Consider the following 24,819-nt stretch of genomic DNA (forward strand, 5'->3'; position numbering starts at 1 on the left):
GGGTCAGGAAGGGGAATCGGCGCAGGTCACGCACGTGCCGAGGGAGCGCGGGATGCAGTAGCCCGCGTCGCGCCGGCAGGCCGGGCACAGGCGTCGGGCCCGCATGGCCGCGGCGAGGGCGGCGGTACGGGCCGGGGTCATCGGCCGTACGGGCTTGGCCTGGTCGATGCGGTAGAGGTAGGCGACGAGGGGTTCGCGGCGGCGCCGGGGGCGTTCGAGGACGGCGGCGACGTCCTGCCCGCCGGGCCGCAGTCCCATGGCGCGGAGTTGACGGCGGGTGGCCAGGCCCTCGGGGGCCAGGCGCCACCGGTATTCGGGGAGGATGGCCATCAGGCGGCCACCACCAGAGCGTGCGGGGCCGGGCGGGCGAGATGGAGCAGCCGCATCTCGGCGCAGGGCATGGTGGCCGCGCCCCAGTCGTCCGCGATGAAGTCGCGGCCGATGTAGCGGGTGTAGGCGGGCGGGATCGCTTCGGTGAGTTCTTCGTGCGTGCTGGTCCAGGTGATGCCCATGGCGTGCTGCATCTCGGCGACGGTGCCCTTGCCGCCGCCCCTGCCGTACGCGGCGATGTACGGGCCGTCGCGCCACACGCCGTGACGCCACCCACGCACCGGACCCCGGTGCGGCTTGTGCACAGCGGCCGGGGGCGACCAGTAGGGTCCGAGTTCGAAGTAGCGGTGACGGATCACCGACAGCCCGAACATCTCCCCGCACAAAAGCAGGTCCTTGCGCAGCCGGGCGCCCTGGACGTTCTCGATGACATACGGGACGCCGTACCACTCGCACACCTCACGCACCTGCGGGATGAGGTCGATGTGGGCGCGGCGGCCGCGGTTGGTGCCCTTGGTCAGCGCGCAGGACGCCTGGCAGGGCGGGGAGTAGTGGACCAGGTCGAATTCCTGGCACCACTCCCGCGCTGCGTCCAGCGCGTCGGCCTGGATGAACGTGAACGGGTAGGCGGGGCGAGGGACGATGTCGACGCCGGTGACGTCGAACCCGGCCTGGTAGTAGCCCATCGACGCCCCGCCCGCGCAGCAGAACAGATCCAGCACACGCGGCCGGCGCATCACACCGACACCGCCGACCGGTCACGCAGTTCCTGGTAGCGGGTGGAGACCCAGCCGACCGACCACCCGCACAGCTCCGCCGCGTTGCGCACGGGCAGGCCGGAGAAGTGGGCGGCGGTGACGATCTGCCGGGCCCGATCCTCGGGCAGCTTGGTGTTCACCGGGCCACCGGACAGCAGCGCTTCGCGTTCACGGGCCTCACGCTCGGCCCGCTCCTCACGTTGCCGGCGCTCGGTCTGTTCGCGCTCCAGCCGCTCGCGCTCGCGGCGCTGGGCGGCCTCGCGTTCGCGGCGTTCACGCTCGGCCTGCTGCTGTTCACGCTCGCGTTCACGGCGTTCACGAGCCTCGCGCTCAGCACGCTCGCGGGCCTCGGCCCGCACGCGCTCCTCACGCCGCGCCGCTTCCTCACGGGCGGTCTGTTCACGGGCCAGCATGGCTTCGTGCTCACGCTGCTCACGGGCCAGCTGGGCGGCGTGCTCGCGGTCCTCGCGGGCCCGCCGCTCCTGTGCTTCGCGGCGTTCGGCGGCGGCCCGTTCGCGTTCGGCGCGTTCGGCGTTGAGCTGGGCTTCGCGGGCCTGCTGGGCGGCGGTGATGGCCTGCCGGTAGGCGAGACCGGTCTCGGCCGTGACGATCAGCAGGAGGGGTGCGACCGCGTGCACGGCTACGCCGACCAGCTCTTTCTTCAATGCGGAGTCCGCGATGTTCAGGGCGAGGGTCATCGCTCCGGTCATCCACCGCAGCGCGATGGGCCAGCGCCCGCCGTGCCCGCCCAGCCGGGCCAGAACCGAGTCGAGCCGGACGACGATGACGACCGCCGCGTCCACAACGAGGGGCAGGATCGGGGCGGTCCAGCCCCAGCCCTCGCGGGTGTGCTGCTTCATCAGCGGGGTGACCGTGAGGATCGAGAACAGCATCGCGCCGCCCACGATCAGCCACGTCCCCCACCGACAGCGCCTTCTCCGCTGAACGGATCTGAACATCGTTCACGACGCCACCTCCCGCACCCGCACGGACGCGATCAGCCGGACCGGGCCGGCCGGGTCATCGCCGGGGACGTGGTCCTCGATCCAGTCCCAGACCGGGTCACCGGTGAACGTGTAGCCGAGAACGGCCAGGGCCCGTGAACGGTCCTGAACACTCGGCACCGCGGCGCCGTCGAAGACGAACTCGGGCCACTCGGAGACCAGCCCGCCGTAGACCGCCACGTACAGGCGCCACCGGCCCGTGTCCTGCGCGATGGACATCTGGGCGGTGAAGGTGTCAGCCGTATTCATGCCGCACCGCCCGGCTGCACCGTGACGGTGCGGTTGCTCAGGTCACGGCGGGCGGCCAAAACCCGGTTCCGGGCCCGTCGGATACGCCGGATGTCCAGCTCGCCGGCGGGGCGGTCGAGGGTCGTGATCTGCGCGTCGAGCAGCTCGACCTCCGCCCGGATCAGCGGCATCTCGTGCTCGATCGCGTCCAGCTCGGCCGGCGTCGGCTCGAAGTCGAGCGACGCGGCCGTAACAAGGCGCTCAAGGGCAGCGATGGGGATCATGGGTCGTTGTCTCCCTGGTAGGTGTGACGGCCCAGAACAGCGCCCCGGAGTTGCCGCTCCGGGGCGCTGGCCGTTGGGTGAAAGGCCACCCGAGGGGTGGCGGTGCCCCGGGCCGGATTCGAACCAGCGGCATCACGCCGGGTCCGGGGCGGGGGTGGTTCAGCGGCCGGAGCCGCCGGAGGAACGCCGGTTGGCCTCGCTGACCTTCTTCGACAGCTCCTCGCGTTCCTGGTCTGTCAGACTGCTGATCACAGGTGCCTCCTTCACAGGCGCCTGTATCGCGGCACCCCGGTTGCCCCCGGGGTGCCGCTGTGGTTCCGGACCCTCCGGCTCCCCTCCACCCCGCCCGTACGGCACCGCACGCGGCGGGCCGGACGGACGAGGGAGGCAACCGGCCCCAGCACAGCGGCTGCGGCGGTCAGATGACGCGATGGGCGCGGCCGCACCTGCCGGTCCAGCAGGCACGGCGCCCACGTATGACGACGGTTCATCAGGTGCTCCTTCGGGTCAGCGGACAGGGATCAAGCACTGCAAGGGGGACCTCGTCCCCACACGCCGGCCGTTGCTCGCGGTCACCGGGCCACCTCGCCAGTCGGGCCGAAGCCCTGTCCCCTGGCCTTTAGCGGGATTGCAGCGTCCCCGCCCTCAGCGGAGCGGCCACAAGGCCGCTGCGGGAAGTTGCATGCCGACCAAGCCCTTCGGGCTCGGAGTCGACGTTGACCTCCCTAGGGATATTTATGACACATCTCCCTAGGGAGGTCAACGGAGCATGAAAAAAGGGCCCTGGAAGGGCCCTGGGCTCGTGCGGTCAGGGTCAGCCGGTGATGTGGTACTCCATGACGTACACCCCGGCGTTCAGCAGCATGCGGTTCACCTCAACTGGCTTGCCATCCCCTGTCATCGCGGTCCGGTAGATCTCGACCACGGGGGTGCTGTCGGTCAGATGCAGCCGTTCGGACTCCTCCGTACTGGGCATGCGCGACCGGAGTTCCTCGACGAAGTGGACCGGCTTGGCGTCCAGGTCGGCCAGGCGTGCATACACGCCGCCCGGCCCCGTGTCCTCCTGGGTGATCGCGGAGTCCCGTACGAGATCGGCGGGCAGGTACGAGATCGCAGACTGCACGGGCTCGCCTTCCACCGCGTAGACGCGGTCCCGAACAACGACAGTCGCGCCGGCCTGCAAACCCAGCATGCGGGCCACGTCGTCGGAGGCCTCCGCTTCGTAGACCTGTAGATCGGTGACCGTTACGGGGCGGTCGCCGACGTCGGCACTCCAAATCGACCGGCCGGAGCCCCATCCCGACGGAGAGAGGCGCGCGTTGGCAACCCTCCGGATCGGTTGGAATTCCCGAACGTACGTGCCGCTGCCCTTGCGACGAACGGCCAGCCCCTCGTTCACGAGCAACATGAGGGCACGGCGCGCCGTCTCCTTCGCCACTCCGTGCTGCTTCACGAGGGCGGGTTCGCCGGGAAGCCGTGCGCCGGGCGCGAGACTGCCGGAGCGGATGCGCTCCCGCAGTTCATTGGCGATCTCCCGCGCGGTTTCGGCCATCGGTCTTCTCCTCCCTAGGCTGATCGTGTACCAGCTTGGCATATCAACTTGGCCAAGTGCCGTTGCACAAGAACGACCGCAACCGATCATGCGAGTGATCACTGCTCCGTTTGACCAGCGAGTTCGCGGATCACGATTCTTCGTGGTCCAACGGGGCAGGTGACCCTGCTGCCGTGATCGCCGTTCTGGAGGCCCCCGAGCAGCGACGCCCACGAGGGCCAGACACGCAGGTCAGCGCAGCCCCCTCCGTCTCAGTTTCCGTCTCATTCATTGCCGTTCAGCGCCGTCCGCAGCCGTTCACGCCGGGAGCTACGCCCCCGCCGTGAACGCGGCCGAACGCCTCTGAACGACCCCCTGACCAGCGCGAACAGACCTCGAAAGCGAGTGTGGGGAAACTCACCGAGGGTTCAAATCCCTCCGCTACCGCCAGCGGAACCGCCCCCGAACCGTGCGAACGGATCGGGGGCGGTTTTCTGTGTGCTCGGGCCGTACGTCAGGCGTTCCCGCGCGGGGCCGGCAGGGTCACCAGGGCGCCCGTGGCCGCGGAGCGGGCTGCCGCGTCGGCCACCTCCTGGGCGAGGACCGCCTCTGCGGGCGGGCAGACGCTGGGCTCCTCGCCCCTGGCCAGGCGCACGAAGGCCCGCATCTCCTCCCGGTACGCCTGCGCGAAGCGGTCGGTGAAGCCGGTGTAGGCGGGGTGCGCGGGGGTGCCGGTTCCCGAGGTGAACGGGGAGCGCAGCGGGGTCCGCTCGTCGAGGCCGATGGTCAGCGAGTCGCGGGTGCCGAGGAGTTCGGCGCGGTGGTCGTAGCCGTACGGGTTGAAGCGGGAGGCCGTGAGCACGGCGCGGGTGCCGTCGGCCAGGGTGAGCAGTGCGGTGGCCACGGCGACCCCGCCGCCGGACGGCCCCCCGGCGGGCGGGCTCCCGCCACACGGCTCCCCGCCGACCCGTGCCTCGTCGGCCAGCACGGAGACCGTGCGCTGCCCGGTGAGCCACTGCACGGCGTCGATGTCGTGGATGAGGCAGTCGGCGAAGATGCCGCCGGACGAGGTGTCGTACCCGGCCGGTGGCGGTTCGTGGTCGAAGGCCGTGCAGCGGATCATGAGCAGCCGGCCCAGGTCGCCCCGGCCGAGCCGTTCCCGTACCGCGCGGTGGCCGGGGTCGCAGCGGCGCTGGAAGCCGACCTGCACCCGGTGGTTGCCGGCGGCGGCCGCCACCGCGGCCAGCGCGCGCGCCGCGTCGGCGGTGTGGGCGAGCGGCTTCTCGCAGAACACCGGCAGCCCCGCTTCCACCGCGCGCGGGAAGGCGGCGGTGCGCATGGCGGCGGGGACCGCCACGACCACGGCGTCCACCGCCTCCAGCAGTTCGTCGGCGCGGTGGTGCGCCGTGCCGTCCACGGCCTTGGCCAGGTTCTCCGCCGCCTCGTACCGGGCGTCGTGGACCAGCAGGGTGTGGCCGTCGTCGAAGGAGGCGAGGTTCCGGGCGTGCCACGCGCCCATGCGCCCGGCGCCGATGATGCCGATCCTCATGAACGCAAGCACACCTTCCCGTCGGGGTGCCCGGGGGCGGCAGCCGGTTGGTCAAAGCGCTCGGGGATGCGAGACCATAACCCGTGCACACAGCGACATCGCATGGGCTGATCACCGTACCCCCGGCCCGGGCGAGGCAAACGGCTCGTCGCCGGGACTCCCGCGAGCCATCGGAAGAAAGCACTGGCCCTGATGCAGATCGTACGAGGCAAGAAACTCGAGAAGGCCGCCGACGGTGAATTCCGGCAGCTGGCCCAGGAGAGTTCCCGAGTCGTCGTCGACGTCGGCACGGGCGATGCCAGGGCCTCCTACCGCATCGCCAAGGAGAACCCGGACTGGCTGGTCGTGGGGGTGGACCCGGCCTGGCAGCGGATGACCCAGACGAGCATCCGCAGCCGCCGCAAGCCCGCCAAGGGCGGCGTACCGAATCTGCTGCTCGTCAACTCCTCGATCGAGAGCGCCCCCGAGGAGCTGACCGGGGCCGCCGACGAGCTGCTGGTGCTGATGCCGTGGGGGAAGCTGCTGCACGGTCTGGTGCGCGGCGACGAGGACATCTGGACCGGGCTGCGGACCGTCGCCAAGCCGGGCGCGCCGCTCACCGCGACGGTGGGCACCAGCATCTGGCGCGAGCCGGTGCCGCGCGACATCCAGGGGCTGCCGGAGCTGACCGACGCCTACGTCCAGGACGTGCTCACCGCGAAGGCGCTCGCCGCCGGGTGGCGGATCACCGGATTCCGGCTCACCCCGGCGGAGGAGGCCGCAGCCGTCTCCTCGTCGTGGGCGCGCCGGCTGGACGCGGCCAGCACCGAGGTCATCGCGACCCTGACGGCCGTCACCGCCGAACCGGAGGAGTAGCCGGGCGCCCGGCGGGGAAGGCCGGCGGTCAGCCGGTCGGGAACTGCCGGCAGTACTCGTACATGGCCATGGCGCCCGCCGTGGCCACGTTGTAGCTGTGCGGCGAGCCCCAGACCGGGATCTCCACGCACTCGTCGACGCAGGCGAGCTCGTCCTCCTTGAGCCCGGTCCGCTCGTTGCCGAGGACGATGACCGCCTTACGGGGGAAGCTGATCTCGTGCAGGCTCTTGGAGTTCGTGGCCTGTTCGAGCGCGATGACGGTGTAGCCCTCCTCGCGCATCTTCTTCAGCACCGGGGGAAGGCTCCTGCGCACCTCGATCTCGACGTTGTCGGCGCCGTCCCGGGCGATCTTCGGGTCGAGCTTCGCGTTGCCGCAGGCGATGATCCGTTCGACTCCGCAGCACCCCGCCGTCCGCACCACGCTCGACAGGTTCACCCGGCTGCGGAAGGCCGAGCACGCGATGACGAGCTCACGGGGGCGCAGCAGAGCGGTGCCCGGCTTGTGGCGGAGGTGTTCGAACATGCCGGGAAGTCTACTGGCCCCGCGCCGCCCGGCTCCGCGCGCGGAACGCGGATTACGATGGCCGGTCGGACCACGTCTACGGCCTGGAGAAGGCAATGAAGGGCCTGGAGAAGACAATGAAGATCCAGGCCAGGGGCCATGAGAACGTCCGCGCGACCCATGCCAAGACCCTGGAGATCACCGGCGAGCGGGACATCACCGCGCGGGCGACCTGCGTCGTCGGAGTGGACGCCGCCTTCGACGCCGAGGGGCTCGCCCTGCTGCGCGGCCCGGTCGCCGTCCGGCTGTCCGCCGGGCCGCACACCGCGACCGGCACCGCCGTCGTCAACCCGCACCACGAGGTCACCGACCGCCTGGTGCTCCGGCGCAGCGAGCACGCCTCGCCGGACACCTTCGCCTTCCGCAGCACGCTGGTGGCGAGCGACCTCGGCGCGGAGTTCACCGCCGCGCTCGGCGACCCGGCGAACGAGGTGACCCTCACGCTCACCGAGTCCGGGCCGCGTCAGCCGCTCGTCCTGGTCCACCGGCGCGGCCTGCCGGGGCCGGGCGGGCGGACGGGGCTGCTGTGGCGGGACGCGGACGCCTCGCTGGACCTGGACGCGGCGCGCGTCCCGGCCGCGGCGCGCACGGCCCTGGCGGACGGCGGGGTGATCGCCGCGACCGTGTCCGGCCCGCTGGACGGCGTCTCGCAGGCGGCCGGCGCGTGGCTTGTCGAGGCGGCCGGGCACGGGGCGCGGTTCGAGGTGGTGGGCGATGCGACCGGGGCCGTACCGGCGCTGCTCGCGGCCGGGCTGCCGGCCGCGCCGGCGGTCCACATCGGCCGGACCGACCGCCGGGCCCTGGCCGCCGCGCCGCACGCCGAACTGGTGCGCACGGCGCCGGTCCCCGTGGTGTTCACGGCCCCCGGTGCCGCTCTCGGCGCGCTCGCGGAGGTGCTGGCCGGGTCTGCGGCGGAGCGCCGGATCGCCGTGCCGGACGGCCGCCCGGACCTGGGACACGGGGTGCGCTGGCTGCCGCTGCCGGAGGCGGTCGCGGCCCTGGACGGCGACGAGGAGGGCGTGTTCGTGCTGGCGGCCCCGGAGCGCGCCGCCTGGAACGTGGACCTGCGGCCCCTGCTGCCCCTGCTGGTGGAGCAGGGGGTCACCGCACGCACCCTCAGCACGGTGCTCCGGCCGCTCGGGATCAGCCGCCGCGACGTCTACGACGCGCTGGGCGATGCGCCGGGAGCGCGGGACGGGGGCGAGCGGGACGCGGGGCGCCGGAAGAAGTAGGAGGGGGAGGGGGAAGCGGCATCGGGGGGGATGTGCCGCTTCCCCCGGAGCCAGGGGCTGTCGCTCCTTGCCGCGGTCGGGGGAGGCCACGGCACGGGTCCCGCGACAGGACCCCTGCTCCGGCCCCCGGGACTCCGTGGAGTCCGCGGGGGCTCGTATCCCATCCTGCCGTGCCGGGGGCCGCGCCGGGCCTGCCGAAGGGCCCCGATCCGCAGGTCCTTGGTCCCTCGTGCGGCGGTCGCGGCACGGCGCGGGCGATCCGGAACTCCCGGCGGAAACGGGCATGCGTACGGATAGACTCGCCCGACCGTACAGGGGATCGAAACCGCAGGGGATCGAAGGGGAGTCAGGGGCCGATGGCACAAGCGAAGAAGATAGCCCTCTACGCGATAGTCGTCTTCGTGCTCTACACGATCATCAACTCCCCCGCACGGGCCGCGGACCTGGTCCAAGTAGGGTTCGAGGGCATCGCGAACGCCGCCCAGGGGGTCGGCGACTTCATGTCCGAGCTGGTCAACTAGGAGCACCGCGTGATCCGCCATCTGGTCCTGTTCAAGCTGAACGAAGGCGTCGAGCGGGACGACCCCCGGGTCGTCGCGGGCGCCGAGGCGTTCCGGGCCCTGGAGGGCACGGTCCCGGAGCTGGAGTTCTGGGAGTGCGCCTGGAACATCACCGACCGGCCGATCGCGTACGACTTCGCCATCAACTCCGCGGTGGCGGACGAGGCCGCGCTGAAGCGGTATCTGGAGCACCCCGACCACCAGGCGGCCGCCGGGCGCTGGCGCGAGTTCGCCACCTGGGTGATCGCGGACTACCCGTTCTGACGCCTTCGGCCCTGCGAGCCCCTCACCGGCACGGTGAGGGGCTTTCCTGCGTTCAACACGGCGCTATGGGGTGCTTGCACATAGTGGTCATGTCTTGTGATGCTATGACCGCTTTTGACAGACGGATTAACTGAAGTTGACCGCAAAGGGGTGGCGTCATCGTGCCGGCCAGTACAGCGCCTCAAGTGCCTCCCCAGGTCCACCAGGCGGCACCGGCCGCCCCCGCGCCGGCGCCGCTCCAGGAGACCCCCGACGAGACGGTCGCGCCCGCCAGGTCCCGCGCCGCCGACACCAGGGCCCTGACCCAGGTGCTGTTCGGCCGGCTGAAGAACCTGGAGCCGGGCACCCCGGAGCACGAACGGGTCCGGACGGCGCTGATCGAGGCGAACCTGCCGCTCGTGCGGTACGCCGCCGCGCGGTTCCGCAGCCGCAACGAGCCGATGGAGGACGTCGTCCAGGTCGGCACCATCGGGCTGATCAACGCCATCGACCGCTTCGACCCCGAACGCGGCGTCCAGTTCCCGACGTTCGCGATGCCGACCGTCGTCGGCGAGATCAAACGGTACTTCCGGGACAACGTGCGCACCGTCCACGTACCCCGGCGGCTGCACGAGCTGTGGGTCCAGGTCACCGGTGCCACCGAGGACCTGACGACCGCGCACGGCCGCTCGCCGACCACCGCCGAGATCGCGGAGCGGCTGAGGATCTCCGAGGACGAGGTGCTGGCCTGCATCGAGGCCGGGCGCTCGTACCACGCCACCTCGCTGGAGGCCGCCCAGGAGGGCGACGGGCTGCCCGGACTGCTCGACCGGCTCGGCTACGAGGACCCCGCGCTGGCGGGCGTCGAGCACCGGGACCTCGTCCGGCACCTCCTCGTACAACTGCCCGAGCGCGAGCAGCGCATCCTGCTCCTGCGGTACTACAGCAATCTGACGCAGTCCCAGATCAGCGCGGAGCTGGGGGTGTCGCAGATGCATGTGTCAAGGCTTCTCGCCCGTAGTTTCGCCAGACTCCGATCCGCAAACAGGATCGAGGCGTAGCTGAGACGGGTAGACCGTTCTTGGGCGTTTCCCGCTGGCCAAAAGCCTCACACCCCTTGTTAACTGCACAGACTCCCCCGTAACTTGTCGACAAGTCACTACAGCGCGTTGCCGACATGTGACATTCTGCGGGAAGCGCGTTTGCCGCAGTCCCGCCTCCGGTATTCAGGTGGCAGGCTGCGTTCCTCCGATGGTCGTGGCCACCGCGACCGTCCGCGACCTCAAGGGGGTGGCATGTCCGAAGAACAGGGCAGCTCGAAGGTGCTCACGCTCACCAAGAGCGAACCCGCACCCGTTGCGCTCACCAGCTCGCCGGAAGCCATCGACACCCGCACGCTCTCCCGCTCCCTGTTCCTGCGGCTCGCCGCGCTGGGGCCCGCCCCGGGGCCCGGCGGGACGGACAGCCCGGAGCGTGCGTATGTACGGGACACGCTCATCGAGCTGAACCTGCCGCTCGTGCGGTACGCCGCCGCGCGGTTCCGCAGCCGCAACGAGCCGATGGAGGACATCGTCCAGGTCGGCACCATCGGCCTGATCAAGGCGATCGATCGCTTCGACTGCGAACGCGGCGTGGAGTTCCCGACGTTCGCGATGCCGACGGTCGTCGGGGAGATCAAGCGGTTCTTCCGGGACACGTCGTGGTCGGTACGCGTGCCGCGCCGGCTCCAGGAGCTGCGGCTCGCCCTCACCCGGACCAGCGACGAGCTCGCGCAGAAGCTCGACCGCTCGCCGACCGTCCCGGAGCTGGCCAAGGCGCTCGGGGTCTCCGAGGAGGAGGTCGTCGACGGCCTCGCCGTGGGCAACGCCTACACCGCCTCCTCGCTGGACTCCCCCGCCCCCGAGGACGACGGCGGCGAGGGCTCGCTGGCCGACCGGCTCGGTTACGAGGACGCCGCGCTGGAGGGCGTCGAGTACCGCGAGTCCCTCAAGCCACTGCTGGCCAAGCTGCCGCAGCGGGAACGGCAGATCATCATGCTGCGGTTCTTCGCCAACATGACGCAGTCCCAGATCGGCGAGGAGGTCGGCATCTCCCAGATGCACGTCTCCCGGCTGCTGACCCGCACCCTGGCCCAGCTCCGCGAGGGCCTCATCGCCGACTGACCCGGCGCGATCCACGACGGCGGCGCCCGGAAACGACGGCGCCGCCGCCCGCGCGGATCGGCACGGACAGCGGCAGGTACGAGAAGACGGCCGCGGCCCCGGACGGGACCGCGGTCATGGACAGGCTGCGGTCATGGACGGGCCGCGGTCATGGACGGGCCGGCGGACCTCAGCTCAGGGCGAGCCAGGCCACCGCGCCCAGCACGACGACCACCGCGACGATGCCGGCGATCAGGCCCGTCCTCGGGCCGGCGGAGGTGGCCGCGGGCTGTTGGGCGCGCTGCGGCTCGCCCTCGTCCACGAAGGCGCGGAACATCTGGGTACTGCCGGCCGGGTCGTAGGAGCCCTCGGGGCCCTGCGGTGCGTGGGGATTGTGTGCCATGTCGCAGGACCCTAGCGAACTCGGGCGAACGGCCCAACCCCCAACCCCCGGTCTCCGCCCGCCGATCGCCTCCCGTGTGGCACGGACCACATCAGGGCGCCTTCTACCGCACGGCCTGCGGGTTTGACCAGCGCCCTACAGAGCCTTTTGCGTTCCTTTACCCCAGCAAGCCCCATTTCGTTTGCCTGTAGCAACCAACGGCTTCTATGGTTGCCCTAAGCAACAAGATGACCGGTGAGATGTTCTGGGGGTCCCGTGGCCGGACGGAGTCAGTACGAAGAACTGGCCCGGCAGCTCAGCGCCATCGGGGCCGTCAAGAGGGGTCTCGCCCGCATCCTGCCCGCCGAGTGCCCCGCCGGCTCCGCCGCCGTGCTGACTCTGCTGAGCCGGCACGGGGAGATGCGGATCAGCCGGCTGGCCGAGCTGCTCGCCGTCGACATGTCGGTGACCAGCCGGCACGTCGCCCATGTGGCGGAGCGGGGCTGGATCGAACGGTTCCCGGACCCGGCGGACAAGCGCTCCCGCATCCTGCGGCTGACCCCCGCGGGGGAAGAGGTGCTCGACGACCTCTCCCGCCGGTCGACCGAGATGTTCGCCGGCCATCTGCACGACTGGACCGACGCCGAGGTCGGCCAGCTCAACACGTTGCTCGCCCGGCTGCGCGACAGCTTCTCCTGTCGCGGCGCCGGAGGGTGCTCCCCCGGGAAGCACGGCACCGACTGCCGCCCCCGGCAGACGGACGCCCACCACGACTCGTACACCCGTACACCTGTGTAAACAGAAGCGAAGACAAGGACTTAAATGGCTACGACCACACCAACCGGTGTGCGGGGCGGTCACGCCGGGCACGGAGGCCATGACGCCTCCGGCGGCGCGCCGATGACACACCGGCAGATCATGGAGGCGCTCGCCGGGCTGCTGCTCGGCATGTTCGTCGCGATCCTGTCGTCCACCGTCGTCTCCAACGCCCTGCCGGAGATCATCGCCGACCTGGGCGGCGGCCAGAGCGCCTACACCTGGGTCGTCACGGCCTCGCTGCTGGCGATGACGGCGACCACCCCGCTCTGGGGCAAGCTCGCCGACCTGTTCAGCAAGAAGCTGCTGGTCCAGATAGCCCTGATCATCTATGTCGCGGCCTCGGTCGTGGCCGGCCTCTCGACCAGCGCGGGCATGCTGATCGCCTGCCGTGTGGTGCAGGGCATCGGCGTCGGCGGTCTCTCCGCCCTCGCCCAGATCGTGATGGCCGCCATGATCGCCCCGCGCGAGCGCGGCCGGTACAGCGGCTACATCGGCGCGGTCTTCGCCGTCGCCACCGTCGGCGGCCCGCTGCTCGGCGGCGTCATCACCGACACCAGCTGGATGGGCTGGCGCTGGTGCTTCTACGTGGGTGTGCCGTTCGCGGTGATCGCCCTGATCGTGCTCCAGAAGACCCTCAAGCTCCCCGTCGTCAAGCGGGACGTCAAGGTCGACTGGACCGGCGCCTTCTTCATCAGCGCCGCCGTCTCGCTGCTTCTGCTGTGGGTGACGTTCGCGGGCGACAAGTACGACTGGATGTCCTGGCAGACCGGCGTGATGCTGGTGGGCTCCGTGCTCCTCGCCCTGGTCTTCGTCCTCGTCGAGTCCCGCGCCAGTGAGCCGATCATCCCGCTGCGCCTCTTCCGCAACCGGACCATCACGCTCGCGTCGCTCGCCTCGCTGTTCGTCGGTATCGCGATGTTCGCCGGCACCGTCTTCTTCAGCCAGTACTTCCAGTTGGCGCGCGGCAAGTCGCCGACGATGTCCGGTGTGATGACCATTCCGATGATCGGCGGTCTGTTCATCTCCTCGACCGTCTCCGGCCAGATCATCACCAAGACCGGTCGCTGGAAGGCATGGCTGGTCAGCGGTGGCTTCCTGGTCACCGCCGGGCTGGGCCTGCTGGGCACGATCCGCTACGACACGACGTACTGGCACATCGCCGTCTACATGTTCGTGATGGGTCTCGGCATCGGCATGATGATGCAGAACCTGGTGCTCGCCACGCAGAACCAGGTGGACCCGTCCGACCTCGGTTCGGCCTCGTCCGTCGTCACGTTCTTCCGGTCCCTCGGTGGTGCGATCGGCGTCTCGGCGCTGGGCGCCGTCATGGCGAACCGCGTCACCCGCTACGTCAAGGAGGGCCTCGCGGACCTCGGTCCCGAGGGCGCGGCCCTGGGCCACGGCGGCACGGCCGGTGGGGCCATCCCCGACCTGGACAAGCTGCCCGCCCCGTTCCGCACGGTCATGGAGGCCGCTTACGGGCACGGCGTCGGCGACGTCTTCCTGTACGCCGCCCCGTCCGCCCTGGTCGCCTTCCTGATCACCCTGTTCATCAAGGAGGTCGCGCTCAAGACGAAGGCCGTGAACGAGACGGGGGAGCCGGTCCCGGCGCCCCACCCGGGCGAGTAGCCCGAGCGGTCCGGGGCAAGCACCCCGGACCCCACGAGCCCCCGGTGGGGCGGCGCTGTGCGAGCGGAGGCGCCGCGCCCCCGGGGAACCGGGCCCCGGCGGCGGGGACGGCGGGCAGGGGACGGCCTGCCGGTCCCGCCCCGGAGCCCGACTCATCGAAGTGCCCGGCCACCGACGGCCGGGCACTTCGACGCTCTTTGGCCGTAGGGTCGAGGCCATGGCACCCGACATCGCGACGAACACCGCCGTGGACCTCGCCGCACGGCCGGCCTTCGTACGGCCCCGGCACCGGGCGATCCCGCTGACCACCCGGTCCGACGGCCGGCCCCGGGGCCTCCCGGCCCGGATCGTCCCGTGATCGCGCCCGGTCTGCTGGACCGGGCCCGGATCGTCGCCGGGCCCGAGGTCGGTGACGGGGTCGTGCGCGGGCTGTCGGCGGCCACCGGCCGGCCCGTCGAACGCGCTCCGGGCGAGGGCCCCTTCGTGTACGTGGGCGCCGTCCTGCCCGACGCGCTGCGCGGCCCGGACCTGGTCTGGTTCCACAGCGTCAACGCGGGCACGGACACGCTGGTGCTGCGCGGCGACCGGCCCTGGCCGTCCGGGGTGCCGCTGACCCGGACCGTGGGGCGGATGGGCGAGCGGATCGCGCAGTACGTGCTCGGCTGGGTGCTGGCCGAGTGCCAGTCCGTCCCCGGATACGCGGCGCAGCACGCCCGCGCCGAGTGGCGCCGGCTCCCCTCGGAACTCGTCGCCGGGCAGACCGCCGTCGTCCACGGCACCGGCCGCATCGGCTCCGCGGTGGGCGCGCTGCTGCGGGCCTGCGCCATCCGGACCGTGGCCGCCGTCCGCACCCCGCGCCCGGTGCCGGCCGGCTTCGACGCGGTCGTCCCGGCCGGTGAACCGGTGGCCGCCCGCTGGGTGGTGGCCGCGCTCCCGCTGACCCGGGCGACCGCCGGCTACTTCGGGGCGGACCGGTTCGCCGCGATGGGCGGGGCGACCTTCCTCAATGTGGGGCGGGGCGCGACGGTGGACCTGGGGGCGCTCGGGGACGCGCTGCGCGCCGGGACGGTGGGGCGGGCGGTGCTCGACGTCCTCCCGGACGAGCCGCCCGGACCCGGCGATCCGTGCTGGCGGCTGCCCCGTACGGTCGTCACCTCCCACTCGGCGGGCATCACGGCGGACGAGGACGTCGTCGCGGACTTCACCACGTGTTTGCGGGAGTTGGCGGCCGGGAAGAGACCGGCGCTCGCCGTGGACCCGGCGCGGGGCTACTGAGCGGGAGCGTTCGCGGGTCCCCGGTCCCGCATCGCGGCGATGCCCGCGATCAGCAGGTCCAGCGCGAAGACGAAGTCGCGGTCGCGCATCTTCTGGATGGTGGCGCTGCCGCGCGCGGCCATCATGTCCCGCGAGTCCTCCACGAACTCGTCGAGTCCGGGCTGCTCCCGGACGGCCGCCATGGCCTGCCGGAAGTACTGGTCCTGGGTGAGCCCGGCCTCCGCGCTGCGCTGCGCGAACTGGCCCTCCACCGTGCCGAATCCGTACACGAACTGGAAGACCGCCGACAGCGCTCCGCTGCGGCCCTCGGCGGGCAGGCCGGTCGCGCGGATCACGTCCTGGATGGCATGGGTCACCAGCAGCGAGTGCGGGCCCAGGTTCAGGAACTTGCCCGCGAGCGGCGAGACCCAGGGGTGCCGGACGAGCAGTCCCCGGTACGCCCCGGCCAGTTCGCGGAGCCGGTCCTGCCAGGGGGCCTCGCCGGCCGGCGGTCCGATCTCGGCGTAGACCGCGTCGAGGGCCAGTTCCAGCAGGTCGTCCTTGGTGTCCACGTACCAGTACAGGGACATCGCCGTGACGTTCAGTTCGGCGGCGAGCCGGCGCATGGAGAACTTGGCCAGGCCCTCCGCGTCGAGCAGCCGCACCGAGGCGGCGGTGATCCGCTCCCGGTCGAGGCCGGCCGGCTGGTCGGCGCGCCGGGAACGCGCGGGTGGCCGGTTGTTCAGCCACACGCTGGTCCGGACAGGGTTCTTCACGCGGTCGGCCGCGGACACCATGGCGCACTCCCTCGTCTCACCGGCGGGACGAACGGACCGGCCCGCACACCGGACGCGCCGGACGCGGACGAGCCGCGTGCCGACCGCGTACCGGCCGCCCGGTAAACGGAGCAGTGCGGTCCGGTGGTCCCGTCTGATGCTATGCCGCTGTCGCGGCCGGATCAGCCGGTGCCGATTGTCCTCGCTCCGCCCGGCGCAGCAGCAGGGCGGCCAGGAGTCCGCCGGCGAGTACGGCGACGGCCCCGCCGAGCATGCTGGTCTCCAGGCCGGAGGCGAACGCGTCCGTGATGCGCGCCCGCTCCTCCGCGCCGTGCGCCGCGGCCAGGGCGGCGGGCAGCGAGGCGGCGCCGACGGCCGACGGGACGAGCGCGGCGAACCGGGAGTTGAGGACCGCGCCGAGGACGGCGACCCCGAGGCCGTTGCCGCATTCCGCGAGGGTGCCGTTGACCCCGGCGCCCACTCCGGCCTTCTCCGGCGGGATGGCGCTCATGATGGCGTTGGCCATCGCGGGCATGGCGAGCGCGATACCGGCGCCCATGACCAGCAGCCCGAGCAGCGTGCCGCCGTAGCCGTGCCGGCCGAGCAGCGCGATCGCGGCGAGCCCGGCCGCGAGCAGCCCCATGCCCGTGGCGATGGTGGCGGGCGTGCCCAGCTTGGGGACCAGCCGGGCGCCGAGCCCGGTGAGGTTCAGCGCGACGACGCTCAGGGCGAGCGGCGCCGTACGCAGCCCGGCCTCCAGCGGCCCGTAGCCGAGGACGAACTGGAGCTGCTGGGTGAGCAGGAACAGCGAGCCGCCCATGCCGAAGGCGACGAGGACCGCGCCCGCGACCGCCCCGACGAACCGCTGGTTGCGGAAGAAGTGCATGTCCAGCATCGGGTACGGGATGTGCAGCTCCCAGAGCACGAAGCCGGTGAGCACGGCGGCGCCGGTGAACGCGGTCAGCAGCACCCGGCCGGACGTCCAGCCGTGCTCGGGGCCGGAGATGATCGCGTACACGACGGCGGCCATGCCGATGGTGGAGAGCAGCGCGCCCAGCAGGTCGGGCCGGTCGCCGCTCGCGTTCTTCGACTCGGGGACCAGCCGCACCACGGCCACCAGGCCGATCACGGCGACCGGGATGTTGATGAGGAAGATCGCGCCCCACCAGAAGTGGTCGAGCATCACGCCGCCGATCAGCGGGCCGGCCGCGAAGCCGAGCGAGCTGACGGTGGACCAGATGCCGATCGCCTTGACCCGCTCGCTGTCGTCGAAGATCTGCACGACGACGGCGAGTGTGGTGGTCATCAGCAGCGCGCCGCCGACGCCCATGCCTGCCCGCGCGGCGATCAGTTGTGCGGAGGACTCGGCGAGCCCGGCGATCAGGGAGCCGATGCCGAACAGGGCGAGCCCGGCGACCAGCATCTTCTTGCGCCCGTAGCGGTCGGCCGAGGAGCCGGCCGTGAGCAGCAGCCCGGACTGGACGAGCGAGTAGGCGTTGATCATCCACTGCACATCGGCGGTGGAGGCGTCCAGTTCCCGGGTGAGGGAGGGGATCGCGACGTTGAGGACGGTGTTGTCGAGCAGCACGGTCAGCTGGGCGAGGCAGATGACGCCGAGGATCAACCAGCGCTGCGGGTGGCTCGGTGGGGCGAGCGGGTGGTTCTTCGCGGCGTCGGTCGCCGTCATAGGTACTCCCTGCTGTCGTCGGTGTTCGAGTGGCGCCCCCTATACGGTGTACAGGAGCGAGGTTGTACACCGTATAGGAGCGTGCCGGGGCGTACAAGCGACTTTTCGTGGGTACGGTGCCGGTCGCCGAAATCCGCCTCGGACCCGGCTCCCGGAAGCAGGAGTGATATGTCGCTGCGTCGTCGCACGGTGGAAGTCCTGGTGGCAGCGGGCCTGTTGGGGGCGGCGCTCGCGCCTCCCGCGACGGCGTCCACGGGGCACGGGCCGGGGGCGTCGGTGCCGCTGCGCGTGGCCACGTACAACATCCACGCCGGGGCCGGTACGGACGGCGTCTTCGACCTCGGCCGGCAGGCGGCCGCCCTGCGCGCGCTGGACGCGGACGTCATCGGGCTCCAGGAGGTGGACGTCCACTGGGGCGCCCGTAGCGAGTGGCGCGATCTGGCGGGCGAGCTGGCCCGGCGCCTGGGCATGCGGGTCTCCTTCGCCCCGATCTACAGCCTCGACCCGGTGGTGGAGGGCGGGCCCCGGCGCGAGTACGGCGTGGCGGTGCTGTCCCGGTACCGGATCGTGAGCGCCGAGAACCACGAGCTGACCCGGCTCTCCACGCAGGACCCGAACCCGGTACCGGCGCCCGCGCCCGGCTTCGGCGAGGTGGTGCTGAAGGTGCGCGGGCTGCCCGTCCACGTGTACGTCACACACCTCGACTACCGGGGCGACCCGTCCGTGCGGATCGCGCAGGTGGCCGACACGCGGCGGATCATGGCGGAGGACCGGGAGTCGGAGCGGGGCCCGGTGCGGCAGATCCTGCTCGGCGACTTCAACGCACCGCCGGCCGCTCCCGAACTGGCGCCGCTGTGGCGGGAGCTGACCGATGCCGAGCCCGGCGCGCCCACGTATCCGGCGCTGGACCCGGTCCGGCGGATCGACTACGTGGCGGTTTCGAAGAACACCGTCCGGGTACGCGACGCGGCGGTGGCCGAGACGCTTGCCTCGGACCACCGCCCCGTCGTGGCCGACCTGTCGCTGCGGCGCTGAGCCGCCGGCTCCCGGACGGTCAGCCGGTCGCCGCCTTCGGCCGGGTCAGGTCGTAGAAGGTGGCGCCGCCCGCCGTCACCTCGGTGAAGTTCTCCGTCACCCAGGCGGAGATCCGCGAGGCGGCGCCGCTGCCGCCCACGCCTCCTCCGCCCATGCCGCCACCCATTCCGCCGCCCGCGACGAAGTAGTGGACGCGGCCGTCCTCGACGTACTTCTTGAACTGCGCGAGCGTCGGGGACGGGTCGCTTCCGTTGAAGCCGCCGATCGCCATGACGGGCTTCTCGGTGGCGAGTTGGTAGCTGGCCGCGTTCTGCGAGCCGATGGCGGCGGCCGCCCAGGTGTAGTCGTCGGCGTCCGCCTCCAGGAGTGCTTTGGCCCGGGCACCGACGGAGGCGCCGTTGAGCAGGCCGCCCATGCCGCCGGGCCCACCGAGCCCGCCGCGTTCGCCGGTGCCGAAGGGGAGGCGGCGGGTGCCCTGGCTCCGGCCGGAGCCCTGGCCGGCGTTCTGGCCGGTGCCTTGGCCGGTGCTCTGGCCGGGCGGGGTGCCGGTGGGCGGTTGGCCCATGGGGTTGCCCGGCTGGTTGTTGCCCGGCTGGTTGTTGCCCGGCTGGTTCGAGCCCTGTGCGCCCGGAGGCCGCATGCCGCCGGGGGCGCCGTCCGGACCGCCTCCGCCGGGCCGTCCGCCCCGGCCGCCGCCGCCCGGTCCGCCCATGCCGCCGCCGGACGGGCCCGCCGTGACGATCGAGCCCTGGTGGCCCGTGTTCAGCGTGCTCACGGTGTACGCGGCCGGCCCGGCGAGCGACGCCGCCAGGCCCAGCACCGCGGCGGCCGACACCAGCGACCGCCCCAGCCGGGCCGCGAGCGCCAGGCCCGCCGCCGCCACGAGCCCGGTGACGAGCACCGCCGTACGCAGCCACGGCTGGTAGTCCGGGGTGCGGCCCAGCAGGACGTACGCCCAGTACGCCGTCACCGCGACCGTCACCGCCGGCACCGCGCCCGCCCACCAGCGCGCCCGCTCCTCCCACAGCACCGTGACGCCCATGCCGATCAGCGCCGCGAGATACGGGGCCAGGGCCACCGTGTAGTACTGGTGGAAGATCCCGGCCATGAAGCTGAACACGGCGGCCGTCATCAGCAGCGAGCCGCCCCAGGCGACGAAGGCCGCCCGCGCCGTGTCCGTACGGCCCGCCCGCCGGGTCAGCCACAGGCCCGCGGCGAGCAGGATCAGGGCGGCGGGCAGCAGCCAGGAGATCTGGGCGCCGATCTCCGCGTTGAACATCCGGCCGATGCCGGTCTCGCCCCACTGACCGCCGCCACCCCGGCCGCCTCCGCCGCCGACGCTGCCGGTCTCCTCGCCGTTGATCCGGCCGAGGCCGTTGTAGCCGAAGGTCAGCTCCAGGAACGAGTTGTGCTGCGAACCGCCGATGTACGGGCGCGAGGAGGCGGGCCACAGCTCGACGACCGCCACCCACCAGCCGCCCGAGACGAGCACGGCGAGCGCCGAGAGCCCGAGCTGCCCGAACCTCCTGCGTACGGGGACCGGCGCGCACACCGCGTACAGCACCGCCAGCGGCGGCAGGATCAGGAACGCCTGGAGGGTCTTCGACAGGAACGCGAGACCGACCGCGACGCCCGCCCACACCAGCCACTTCGTGCGGCCCCCCTCCAGCGCGCGCAGCACGCAGTAGACGGTGACCGTCATCAGCAGGGCGAGCAGCGCGTCCGGGTTGTTGAAGCGGAACATCAGCGCGGCCACGGGCGTCAGCGCGAACACCGCCATGGTGATCAGCCCGGCCGCCGCGCTGAACCGGCGCCGCACGGCCGCGTACAGCACCCCGGCCGTCGCCGTGCCCATCAGCACCTGCGGGGCCAGGATCGCCCAGGAACCGAGCCCGAAGATCCGCACCGACAGGGCCATGGGCCACAGGGCGGCCGGGGGCTTGTCCACGGTGATGGCGTTGGCCGCGTCCAGCGAACCGAAGAAGAACGCCTTCCAGCTGCTGCCGCCGGCCTGCGCGGCGGCGGAGTAGAAGGAGTTGGCGTAGCCGGAGGCGCTGAGGTTCCAGAGGTAGGCCGACGTGATCACGAGCAGCAGGGCGAGGAACGCGGGCCGCACCCACGGGGCGTCGCCCGGCCGCCCGCGCCGGACACGGCGGAGCAGCGAGGCACCGGCCCGCGCGGGGGCGTGGACGGGGTTGAACGTGGTCATCGGGCGTTCCTCGGGTCGTGGGGGGTTCGGGCGGACGGTTCGGGGTTTCCGCAGTCGCGGTCCGGGAAGACCCAGGCGCGGAACAGCAGGAACCGCAGCACCGTCGCCGCGAGGTTGGCCGCGACCAGGACGGCGAGTTCGGTGCTGTGCGAGGGCGAGCCGGAGGCGGCGCCCAGGGCCGCCAGCGAGCCGCTGGTCAGGGCGAGACCGATGGCGAAGACCACGAGGCCCTGCGCCTGGTGGCGGACCGCGCCGCCCCGGCCGCGTACACCGAAGGTGAGCCTCCGGTTCGCCGCCGTGTTGGCGACGGCCGAGACCAGCAGCGCGGCCCCGTTGGCGAGCTGGGGCCCGGCGCCGAGCCGGAAGAGGGAGTACAGGGCCAGATAGAACAGCGTGGACAGGGCGCCCACGACACAGAACCCGACGAGCTGCCGGGCCAGGCCGCCGGGCACCCCGCCGATCGCCCGGTCGCGCGGATCGTCCCCGAAGGGCCGGGCCAGCCGGTCCAGCGGCAGCGCGCCCACGGCCAGCGCGCGGCCCACCCGCCACACGCCCTTGAGGTCCTCGGTAGCGGTGCGCACGATGTGGACCGTGGAGTCGGGGTCGTCGACCCAGTCGACGGGCACCTCGTGGATGCGCAGCCCCGCCCGCTCGGCGAGCACCAGCATCTCGGTGTCGAAGAACCAGCCGGTGTCCTCGACCATGGGCAGCAGCCGCTGCGCGACCTCGCGCCGGATCGCCTTGAACCCGCACTGCGCGTCGCTGAACCGGGCGGCCAGCGAGGACCGCAGGATGATGTTGTAGGCCCGCGAGATGAACTCCCGCTTCGTCCCGCGCACCACCCGCGAACTGCGGGCGAGCCGGGAGCCGATGGCGAGGTCCGAGTGGCCGGAGATCAGCGGCGCGACCAGCGGCAGCAGCGCGTTGAGGTCGGTGGACAGATCCACGTCCATGTACGCGAGCACCGGCGCGTCCGAGCCCGTCCACACGGTACGCAGCGCCCGCCCGCGCCCCTTCTCCTCCAGCCGGAACGACCGCACCCCGGGCAGCGACCGCGCCAGCCGCTCCGCCACCTCGGGCGTCCGGTCGGTGCTGGCGTTGTCGGCGACGGTGATCCGGAAGGCGTACGGGAAGGTGCGCGCGAGATGCTCGTGCAGCCGCAGCACGCACGGTTCGAGGTCCTTCTCCTCGTTGTGGACGGGTACCACCACATCGAGCACGGGCGCACCCGCCGCACCGGGCGCTCCGGCCGCGGCCGCTCCGGCCAGGAGGTGGTCCCTGGCCGGCAGGGCACTCCAAGGGGTCTCTGTTCGCATGGCATCGACCGTCGCCAACGGCCCTGTCACGAGCGTGTGCCAGACCTGTGGTGGGCCTGTGAGCGGCTCACGCGCCGGACGGAGGAAAAGGGGTTTGACGGCTCCCGGCGGGCGGTGCTGGAGTCTGCGGGTGGACAGCATCCCCGCCAACCGGCGGCTCTGGAACAGGATCAGCGGCGCCTACCAGCGACGGCACGATCCGCAGATCGGCGCCTCGCCCCGGCTGTGGGGCATGTACTCGATCCCCGACGCGGAGCTGGGGGCGCTGGGCGACGTCACCGGCAAGCGCGTCCTGGAGCTCGGCTGCGGCGCCGGCCAGTGGTCCCGGGCGCTCGCAGCCGAGGGCGCGACCGTGGTCGGGATGGACCTGTCCGAGGCCCAGCTCGCGGCGGCGGCCGGGGCGATGGGGGCGGACCGGTACGCGCTGGTGCAGGGCGCCGCCGAACAGCTGCCGTTCGCCGACCACGCCTTCGACCTGGTCTTCTGCGACTTCGGCGGCCTCAGCTGGGCGCCCGCGCGACTGGCGGTGCCGCAGGCCGCGCGGGTCCTCGCTCCGGGCGGGCGCCTGGTGTTGAACGTCGCCGCCCCCTGGTTCGAGGTCTGCTACGACGAAGCCGCGGAGCGCGTCACCACCACGCTCCAGAAGCCCTACTTCGGCCTGGACACCATCGCCGAGGACGACGACGCGACCAGCTACCAGCTCACCTACGGCGACTGGGTCAGGGTCCTGCGCGGCGCGGGCCTCGTCATCGACGACCTCATCGAACCCCGCCCCGACGCCGCGGTGCTCAACGGCTACAACCCGACGGACCCGCCGGACTGGGCCCACCACTGGCCGGCGGAAATGCTCTGGGTGACCCACAAGCCGTAGCGCCCCGCTCGGCGGGCAGCCGTACCGCGAACACCGTTTCGCCCGGCGCCGACCGCACCTGCGCCGTGCCGCCGTGGGCCGTCACCACCGCCCGCACGATGGCCAGACCCAGGCCCGTGGAGCCGGCGTGGCGGGAGCGGGAGGCGTCGCCCCGGGTGAAGCGCTCGAAGATGTGTGGCACGAGGTCCGCGGGGATGCCGGGGCCGTCGTCCTGGATCTCCACCGTGACCCAGGGCAGGTCCGGGCCGGCCAGGACGCGGGCCGTGACCGTGGTGCCGGGCGGGGTGTGCGAGCGCGCGTTGGCCAGCAGGTTGACCAGCACCTGATGGATGCGGGTGGCGTCGGCGCGGACCATGGCGGGGGTGTCGGGCAGATCGAGCCGCCAGTGCCGGGCCGGTCCGGGGGCGGTGGGGCCGGTGTCGGTGGCGCCGGTGGTCGCGGGGCCGGTGGTGTCCGCCGCGCGGGCGTCGCTCAGCGCGTCCACGACGAGCGGCGAGAGATCGGTGGTCCCGTACGAGAGCGGCCGGCCGGCGTCCAGGCGGGCCAGCAGGAGCAGGTCCTCGACCATGCCCGTCATGCGCCGCGCCTCGGACTCGATGCGGCCCAGGGCGTGCCGGGTGTCCGGACCGGTCTCCTCGCCGCCGCGCCGGGTGAGTTCGGCGTAGCCGCGGATCGAGGCCAGCGGGGTGCGCAGTTCGTGGCTGGCGTCCGCGACGAACCGGCGCACCCGTGTCTCGCTGCGCTGCCGCGCGTCCAGGGCGGAGCCGACGTGGCCCAGCATCCGGTTGAGCGCGGCGCCGACCTGGCCGACCTCCGTGCGCGGGTCCGCCTCGGCGTCCGGGACGCGTTCCAGGAGGGCGACCTCACCGCTGTGCAGGGGCAGTTCGGAGACCCTGGTCGCGGTGGCGGCGACCCGGCGCAGCGGGCGCAGGGCGACCCCGACGATGACGGTGCCCGCGATCCCGGCGGCGACCAGCCCGGCGCCGGTCACACAGACCTCGACCAGGATCAGGGTGCTGAGCGCGCGGCTCACCTCGGCGGTGGGGATGCCGACGAGGACCGTGCCGCCGTCGTGGAGGGGCACCGCGCGGACCCGGTAGCCGCCCAGGCCGGGCAGCTCGACGTCGTGCGCGCGGCGGTCCGCCGTGACACCGGCCGCCGTCAGGGCCTCGCGCTGGGCGGCGGTGAGCGGTTCGGTGTTCTCGCCGGCGTCGAACCCGCCGTCCTTCACGACGGCCGAGTCCGCGATCCGGCCGTCCTCGACGAGCGCGCCGAACGTCCGCAGCGGCTGGCCGCCCATGCCGATGAACCCGAGCGGGTCGCGCTCCGGGACGACGATGGGGACGGCCGGGGCGCCCGGCGCCTTGAGCCCGCCCGGCTTCGGGCCCGGCAGCCGCTCCGCCCGGACCGCGATGTCCCGCAGCTGGTCGTCCAGCTTCCCGTACAGATAGCTGTGGTAGGCGATCGCGGTCACCACGCCGATCACGGCGGCGACGACCGCGATCAGCGTCACCGCCGAGACCACGAGCCGGGTGCGCAGGGTCCACGGCCGCCGCCGCACTCC

The 24,819-nt window shown here is 72.5% G+C and carries 24 protein-coding genes and 2 pseudogenes; 12 read left to right on the forward strand and 14 right to left on the reverse strand.

Features of this window, described 5'->3' with window-relative positions; genetic code table 11:
* Positions 1 to 3: 3 nt before the first annotated feature.
* The 7 genes and pseudogenes from OG710_RS12930 to OG710_RS12960 form a co-directional block, all read right to left on the reverse strand.
* Positions 4 to 330 carry an RRQRL motif-containing zinc-binding protein gene (locus tag OG710_RS12930; RefSeq protein ID WP_330239468.1) on the reverse strand — a complete coding sequence of 109 codons (327 nt, stop codon included), beginning with the start codon at positions 328 to 330 and terminating at the stop codon, positions 4 to 6.
* Positions 330 to 1,067 (reverse strand): DNA methylase, encoded by a 738-nt coding sequence (locus OG710_RS12935; protein ID WP_330239469.1) that lies wholly within the window; start codon positions 1,065 to 1,067, stop codon positions 330 to 332. The genes OG710_RS12930 and OG710_RS12935 overlap by 1 nt, the downstream gene beginning before the upstream one ends.
* Positions 1,067 to 2,054, reverse strand: a pseudogene (locus OG710_RS12940) (DUF2637 domain-containing protein). Before OG710_RS12940 ends, OG710_RS12935 begins: the two are co-directional and overlap by 1 nt.
* Entirely contained in the window at positions 2,051 to 2,341 is a 291-nt protein-coding gene (locus OG710_RS12945; protein ID WP_330239470.1) for a DUF6303 family protein, read from the reverse strand. Before OG710_RS12945 ends, OG710_RS12940 begins: the two are co-directional and overlap by 4 nt.
* Positions 2,338 to 2,604 carry a DUF6284 family protein gene (locus OG710_RS12950; protein WP_330239471.1) on the reverse strand — a complete coding sequence of 89 codons (267 nt, stop codon included), beginning with the start codon at positions 2,602 to 2,604 and terminating at the stop codon, positions 2,338 to 2,340. Before OG710_RS12950 ends, OG710_RS12945 begins: the two co-directional genes overlap by 4 nt.
* 814 nt (positions 2,605 to 3,418) lie before the next feature.
* Entirely contained in the window at positions 3,419 to 4,156 is a 738-nt protein-coding gene (locus tag OG710_RS12955) for a GntR family transcriptional regulator (protein WP_330239472.1), read from the reverse strand.
* Positions 4,157 to 4,649: 493 nt separating this feature from the next.
* The gene (locus tag OG710_RS12960; RefSeq protein WP_330239473.1) at positions 4,650 to 5,684 is read right to left on the reverse strand and encodes a Gfo/Idh/MocA family protein; all 1,035 of its coding nucleotides are present in this window, start codon (positions 5,682 to 5,684) and stop codon (positions 4,650 to 4,652) included.
* Positions 5,685 to 5,876: 192 nt separating this feature from the next.
* Between OG710_RS12960 and OG710_RS12965 the strand changes: the two genes are divergently transcribed.
* A complete protein-coding gene (locus tag OG710_RS12965; protein WP_330239474.1) occupies positions 5,877 to 6,539 on the forward strand; it encodes a class I SAM-dependent methyltransferase in 663 nt (220 codons plus the stop codon).
* Positions 6,540 to 6,567: 28 nt separating this feature from the next.
* Here the strand turns inward: OG710_RS12965 and OG710_RS12970 are convergent, their stop codons facing one another.
* On the reverse strand, positions 6,568 to 7,062 hold the full coding sequence (locus OG710_RS12970; RefSeq protein ID WP_330239475.1) for a TrmH family RNA methyltransferase: 495 nt from the start codon (positions 7,060 to 7,062) through the stop codon (positions 6,568 to 6,570).
* A gap of 95 nt (positions 7,063 to 7,157) precedes the next feature.
* Between OG710_RS12970 and OG710_RS12975 the strand changes: the two genes are divergently transcribed.
* The 5 genes from OG710_RS12975 to OG710_RS12995 all read left to right on the forward strand — a co-directional run bounded on the left by OG710_RS12975 (position 7,158) and on the right by OG710_RS12995 (position 11,298).
* Positions 7,158 to 8,333 (forward strand): DUF371 domain-containing protein, encoded by a 1,176-nt coding sequence (locus tag OG710_RS12975; RefSeq protein WP_330239476.1) that lies wholly within the window; start codon positions 7,158 to 7,160, stop codon positions 8,331 to 8,333.
* A 356-nt stretch (positions 8,334 to 8,689) separates the two neighbouring features.
* On the forward strand, positions 8,690 to 8,854 hold the full coding sequence (locus OG710_RS12980) for a hypothetical protein (protein ID WP_199564801.1): 165 nt from the start codon (positions 8,690 to 8,692) through the stop codon (positions 8,852 to 8,854).
* Positions 8,855 to 8,863: 9 nt separating this feature from the next.
* Positions 8,864 to 9,157 carry a Dabb family protein gene (locus OG710_RS12985; RefSeq protein WP_330239477.1) on the forward strand — a complete coding sequence of 98 codons (294 nt, stop codon included), beginning with the start codon at positions 8,864 to 8,866 and terminating at the stop codon, positions 9,155 to 9,157.
* Positions 9,158 to 9,318: 161 nt separating this feature from the next.
* Entirely contained in the window at positions 9,319 to 10,197 is an 879-nt protein-coding gene (locus tag OG710_RS12990; RefSeq protein ID WP_443064248.1) for an RNA polymerase sigma factor SigF, read from the forward strand.
* Between the two features lie 234 nt (positions 10,198 to 10,431).
* Positions 10,432 to 11,298 (forward strand): RNA polymerase sigma factor SigF, encoded by an 867-nt coding sequence (locus OG710_RS12995; RefSeq protein WP_111336161.1) that lies wholly within the window; start codon positions 10,432 to 10,434, stop codon positions 11,296 to 11,298.
* Positions 11,299 to 11,467: 169 nt separating this feature from the next.
* Here the strand turns inward: OG710_RS12995 and OG710_RS13000 are convergent, their stop codons facing one another.
* Positions 11,468 to 11,680: a hypothetical protein gene (locus OG710_RS13000; protein WP_330239479.1), complete on the reverse strand. Its 213-nt coding sequence runs from the start codon at positions 11,678 to 11,680 to the stop codon at positions 11,468 to 11,470.
* Between the two features lie 255 nt (positions 11,681 to 11,935).
* Between OG710_RS13000 and OG710_RS13005 the strand changes: the two genes are divergently transcribed.
* From OG710_RS13005 to OG710_RS13020, 4 genes and pseudogenes are all read left to right on the forward strand, one after another.
* The gene (locus tag OG710_RS13005; RefSeq protein WP_330239480.1) at positions 11,936 to 12,457 is read left to right on the forward strand and encodes a MarR family winged helix-turn-helix transcriptional regulator; all 522 of its coding nucleotides are present in this window, start codon (positions 11,936 to 11,938) and stop codon (positions 12,455 to 12,457) included.
* Positions 12,458 to 12,481: 24 nt separating this feature from the next.
* A complete protein-coding gene (locus OG710_RS13010) occupies positions 12,482 to 14,107 on the forward strand; it encodes an MDR family MFS transporter (RefSeq protein WP_443064249.1) in 1,626 nt (541 codons plus the stop codon).
* Positions 14,108 to 14,324: 217 nt separating this feature from the next.
* A pseudogene (locus OG710_RS13015) lies at positions 14,325 to 14,447 on the forward strand (PPOX class F420-dependent oxidoreductase); the annotation flags it as partial.
* A 14-nt stretch (positions 14,448 to 14,461) separates the two neighbouring features.
* Positions 14,462 to 15,382, forward strand: coding sequence for an NAD(P)-dependent oxidoreductase (locus OG710_RS13020; protein WP_330239481.1), 921 nt, complete (start codon positions 14,462 to 14,464; stop codon positions 15,380 to 15,382).
* Here OG710_RS13020 and OG710_RS13025 read toward each other — a convergent pair.
* Together OG710_RS13025 and OG710_RS13030 are read right to left on the reverse strand one after the other, a co-directional pair.
* Complete coding sequence (locus tag OG710_RS13025; protein WP_330239482.1) at positions 15,376 to 16,158, reverse strand: TetR/AcrR family transcriptional regulator; 783 nt, start codon at positions 16,156 to 16,158, stop codon at positions 15,376 to 15,378. The two genes, OG710_RS13020 and OG710_RS13025, sit on opposite strands and share 7 nt — an antisense overlap.
* Positions 16,159 to 16,297: 139 nt before the next feature.
* On the reverse strand, positions 16,298 to 17,824 hold the full coding sequence (locus OG710_RS13030; protein WP_330239483.1) for an MFS transporter: 1,527 nt from the start codon (positions 17,822 to 17,824) through the stop codon (positions 16,298 to 16,300).
* Between the two features lie 168 nt (positions 17,825 to 17,992).
* Here OG710_RS13030 and OG710_RS13035 point away from each other — a divergent pair, with 168 nt between their 5' ends.
* Complete coding sequence (locus OG710_RS13035) at positions 17,993 to 18,859, forward strand: endonuclease/exonuclease/phosphatase family protein (protein ID WP_330239484.1); 867 nt, start codon at positions 17,993 to 17,995, stop codon at positions 18,857 to 18,859.
* A gap of 19 nt (positions 18,860 to 18,878) precedes the next feature.
* Here OG710_RS13035 and OG710_RS13040 read toward each other — a convergent pair whose 3' ends face one another.
* Positions 18,879 to 21,068, reverse strand: a complete 2,190-nt coding sequence (locus OG710_RS13040) for an ArnT family glycosyltransferase (protein ID WP_330239485.1) — start codon at positions 21,066 to 21,068, stop codon at positions 18,879 to 18,881.
* A complete protein-coding gene (locus OG710_RS13045; RefSeq protein WP_330239486.1) occupies positions 21,065 to 22,384 on the reverse strand; it encodes a bifunctional glycosyltransferase family 2/GtrA family protein in 1,320 nt (439 codons plus the stop codon). Before OG710_RS13045 ends, OG710_RS13040 begins: the two co-directional genes overlap by 4 nt.
* Before the next feature lie 130 nt (positions 22,385 to 22,514).
* Here OG710_RS13045 and OG710_RS13050 point away from each other — a divergent pair, with 130 nt between their 5' ends.
* A complete protein-coding gene (locus tag OG710_RS13050; protein ID WP_330239487.1) occupies positions 22,515 to 23,255 on the forward strand; it encodes a class I SAM-dependent methyltransferase in 741 nt (246 codons plus the stop codon).
* Here OG710_RS13050 and OG710_RS13055 read toward each other — a convergent pair.
* Entirely contained in the window at positions 23,173 to 24,816 is a 1,644-nt protein-coding gene (locus OG710_RS13055) for a sensor histidine kinase (RefSeq protein WP_330239488.1), read from the reverse strand. The two genes, OG710_RS13050 and OG710_RS13055, sit on opposite strands and share 83 nt — an antisense overlap.
* Positions 24,817 to 24,819: the final 3 nt, after the last annotated feature.

This window comes from Streptomyces sp. NBC_00525, from assembly GCF_036346595.1.
Lineage (GTDB): Bacteria > Actinomycetota > Actinomycetes > Streptomycetales > Streptomycetaceae > Streptomyces.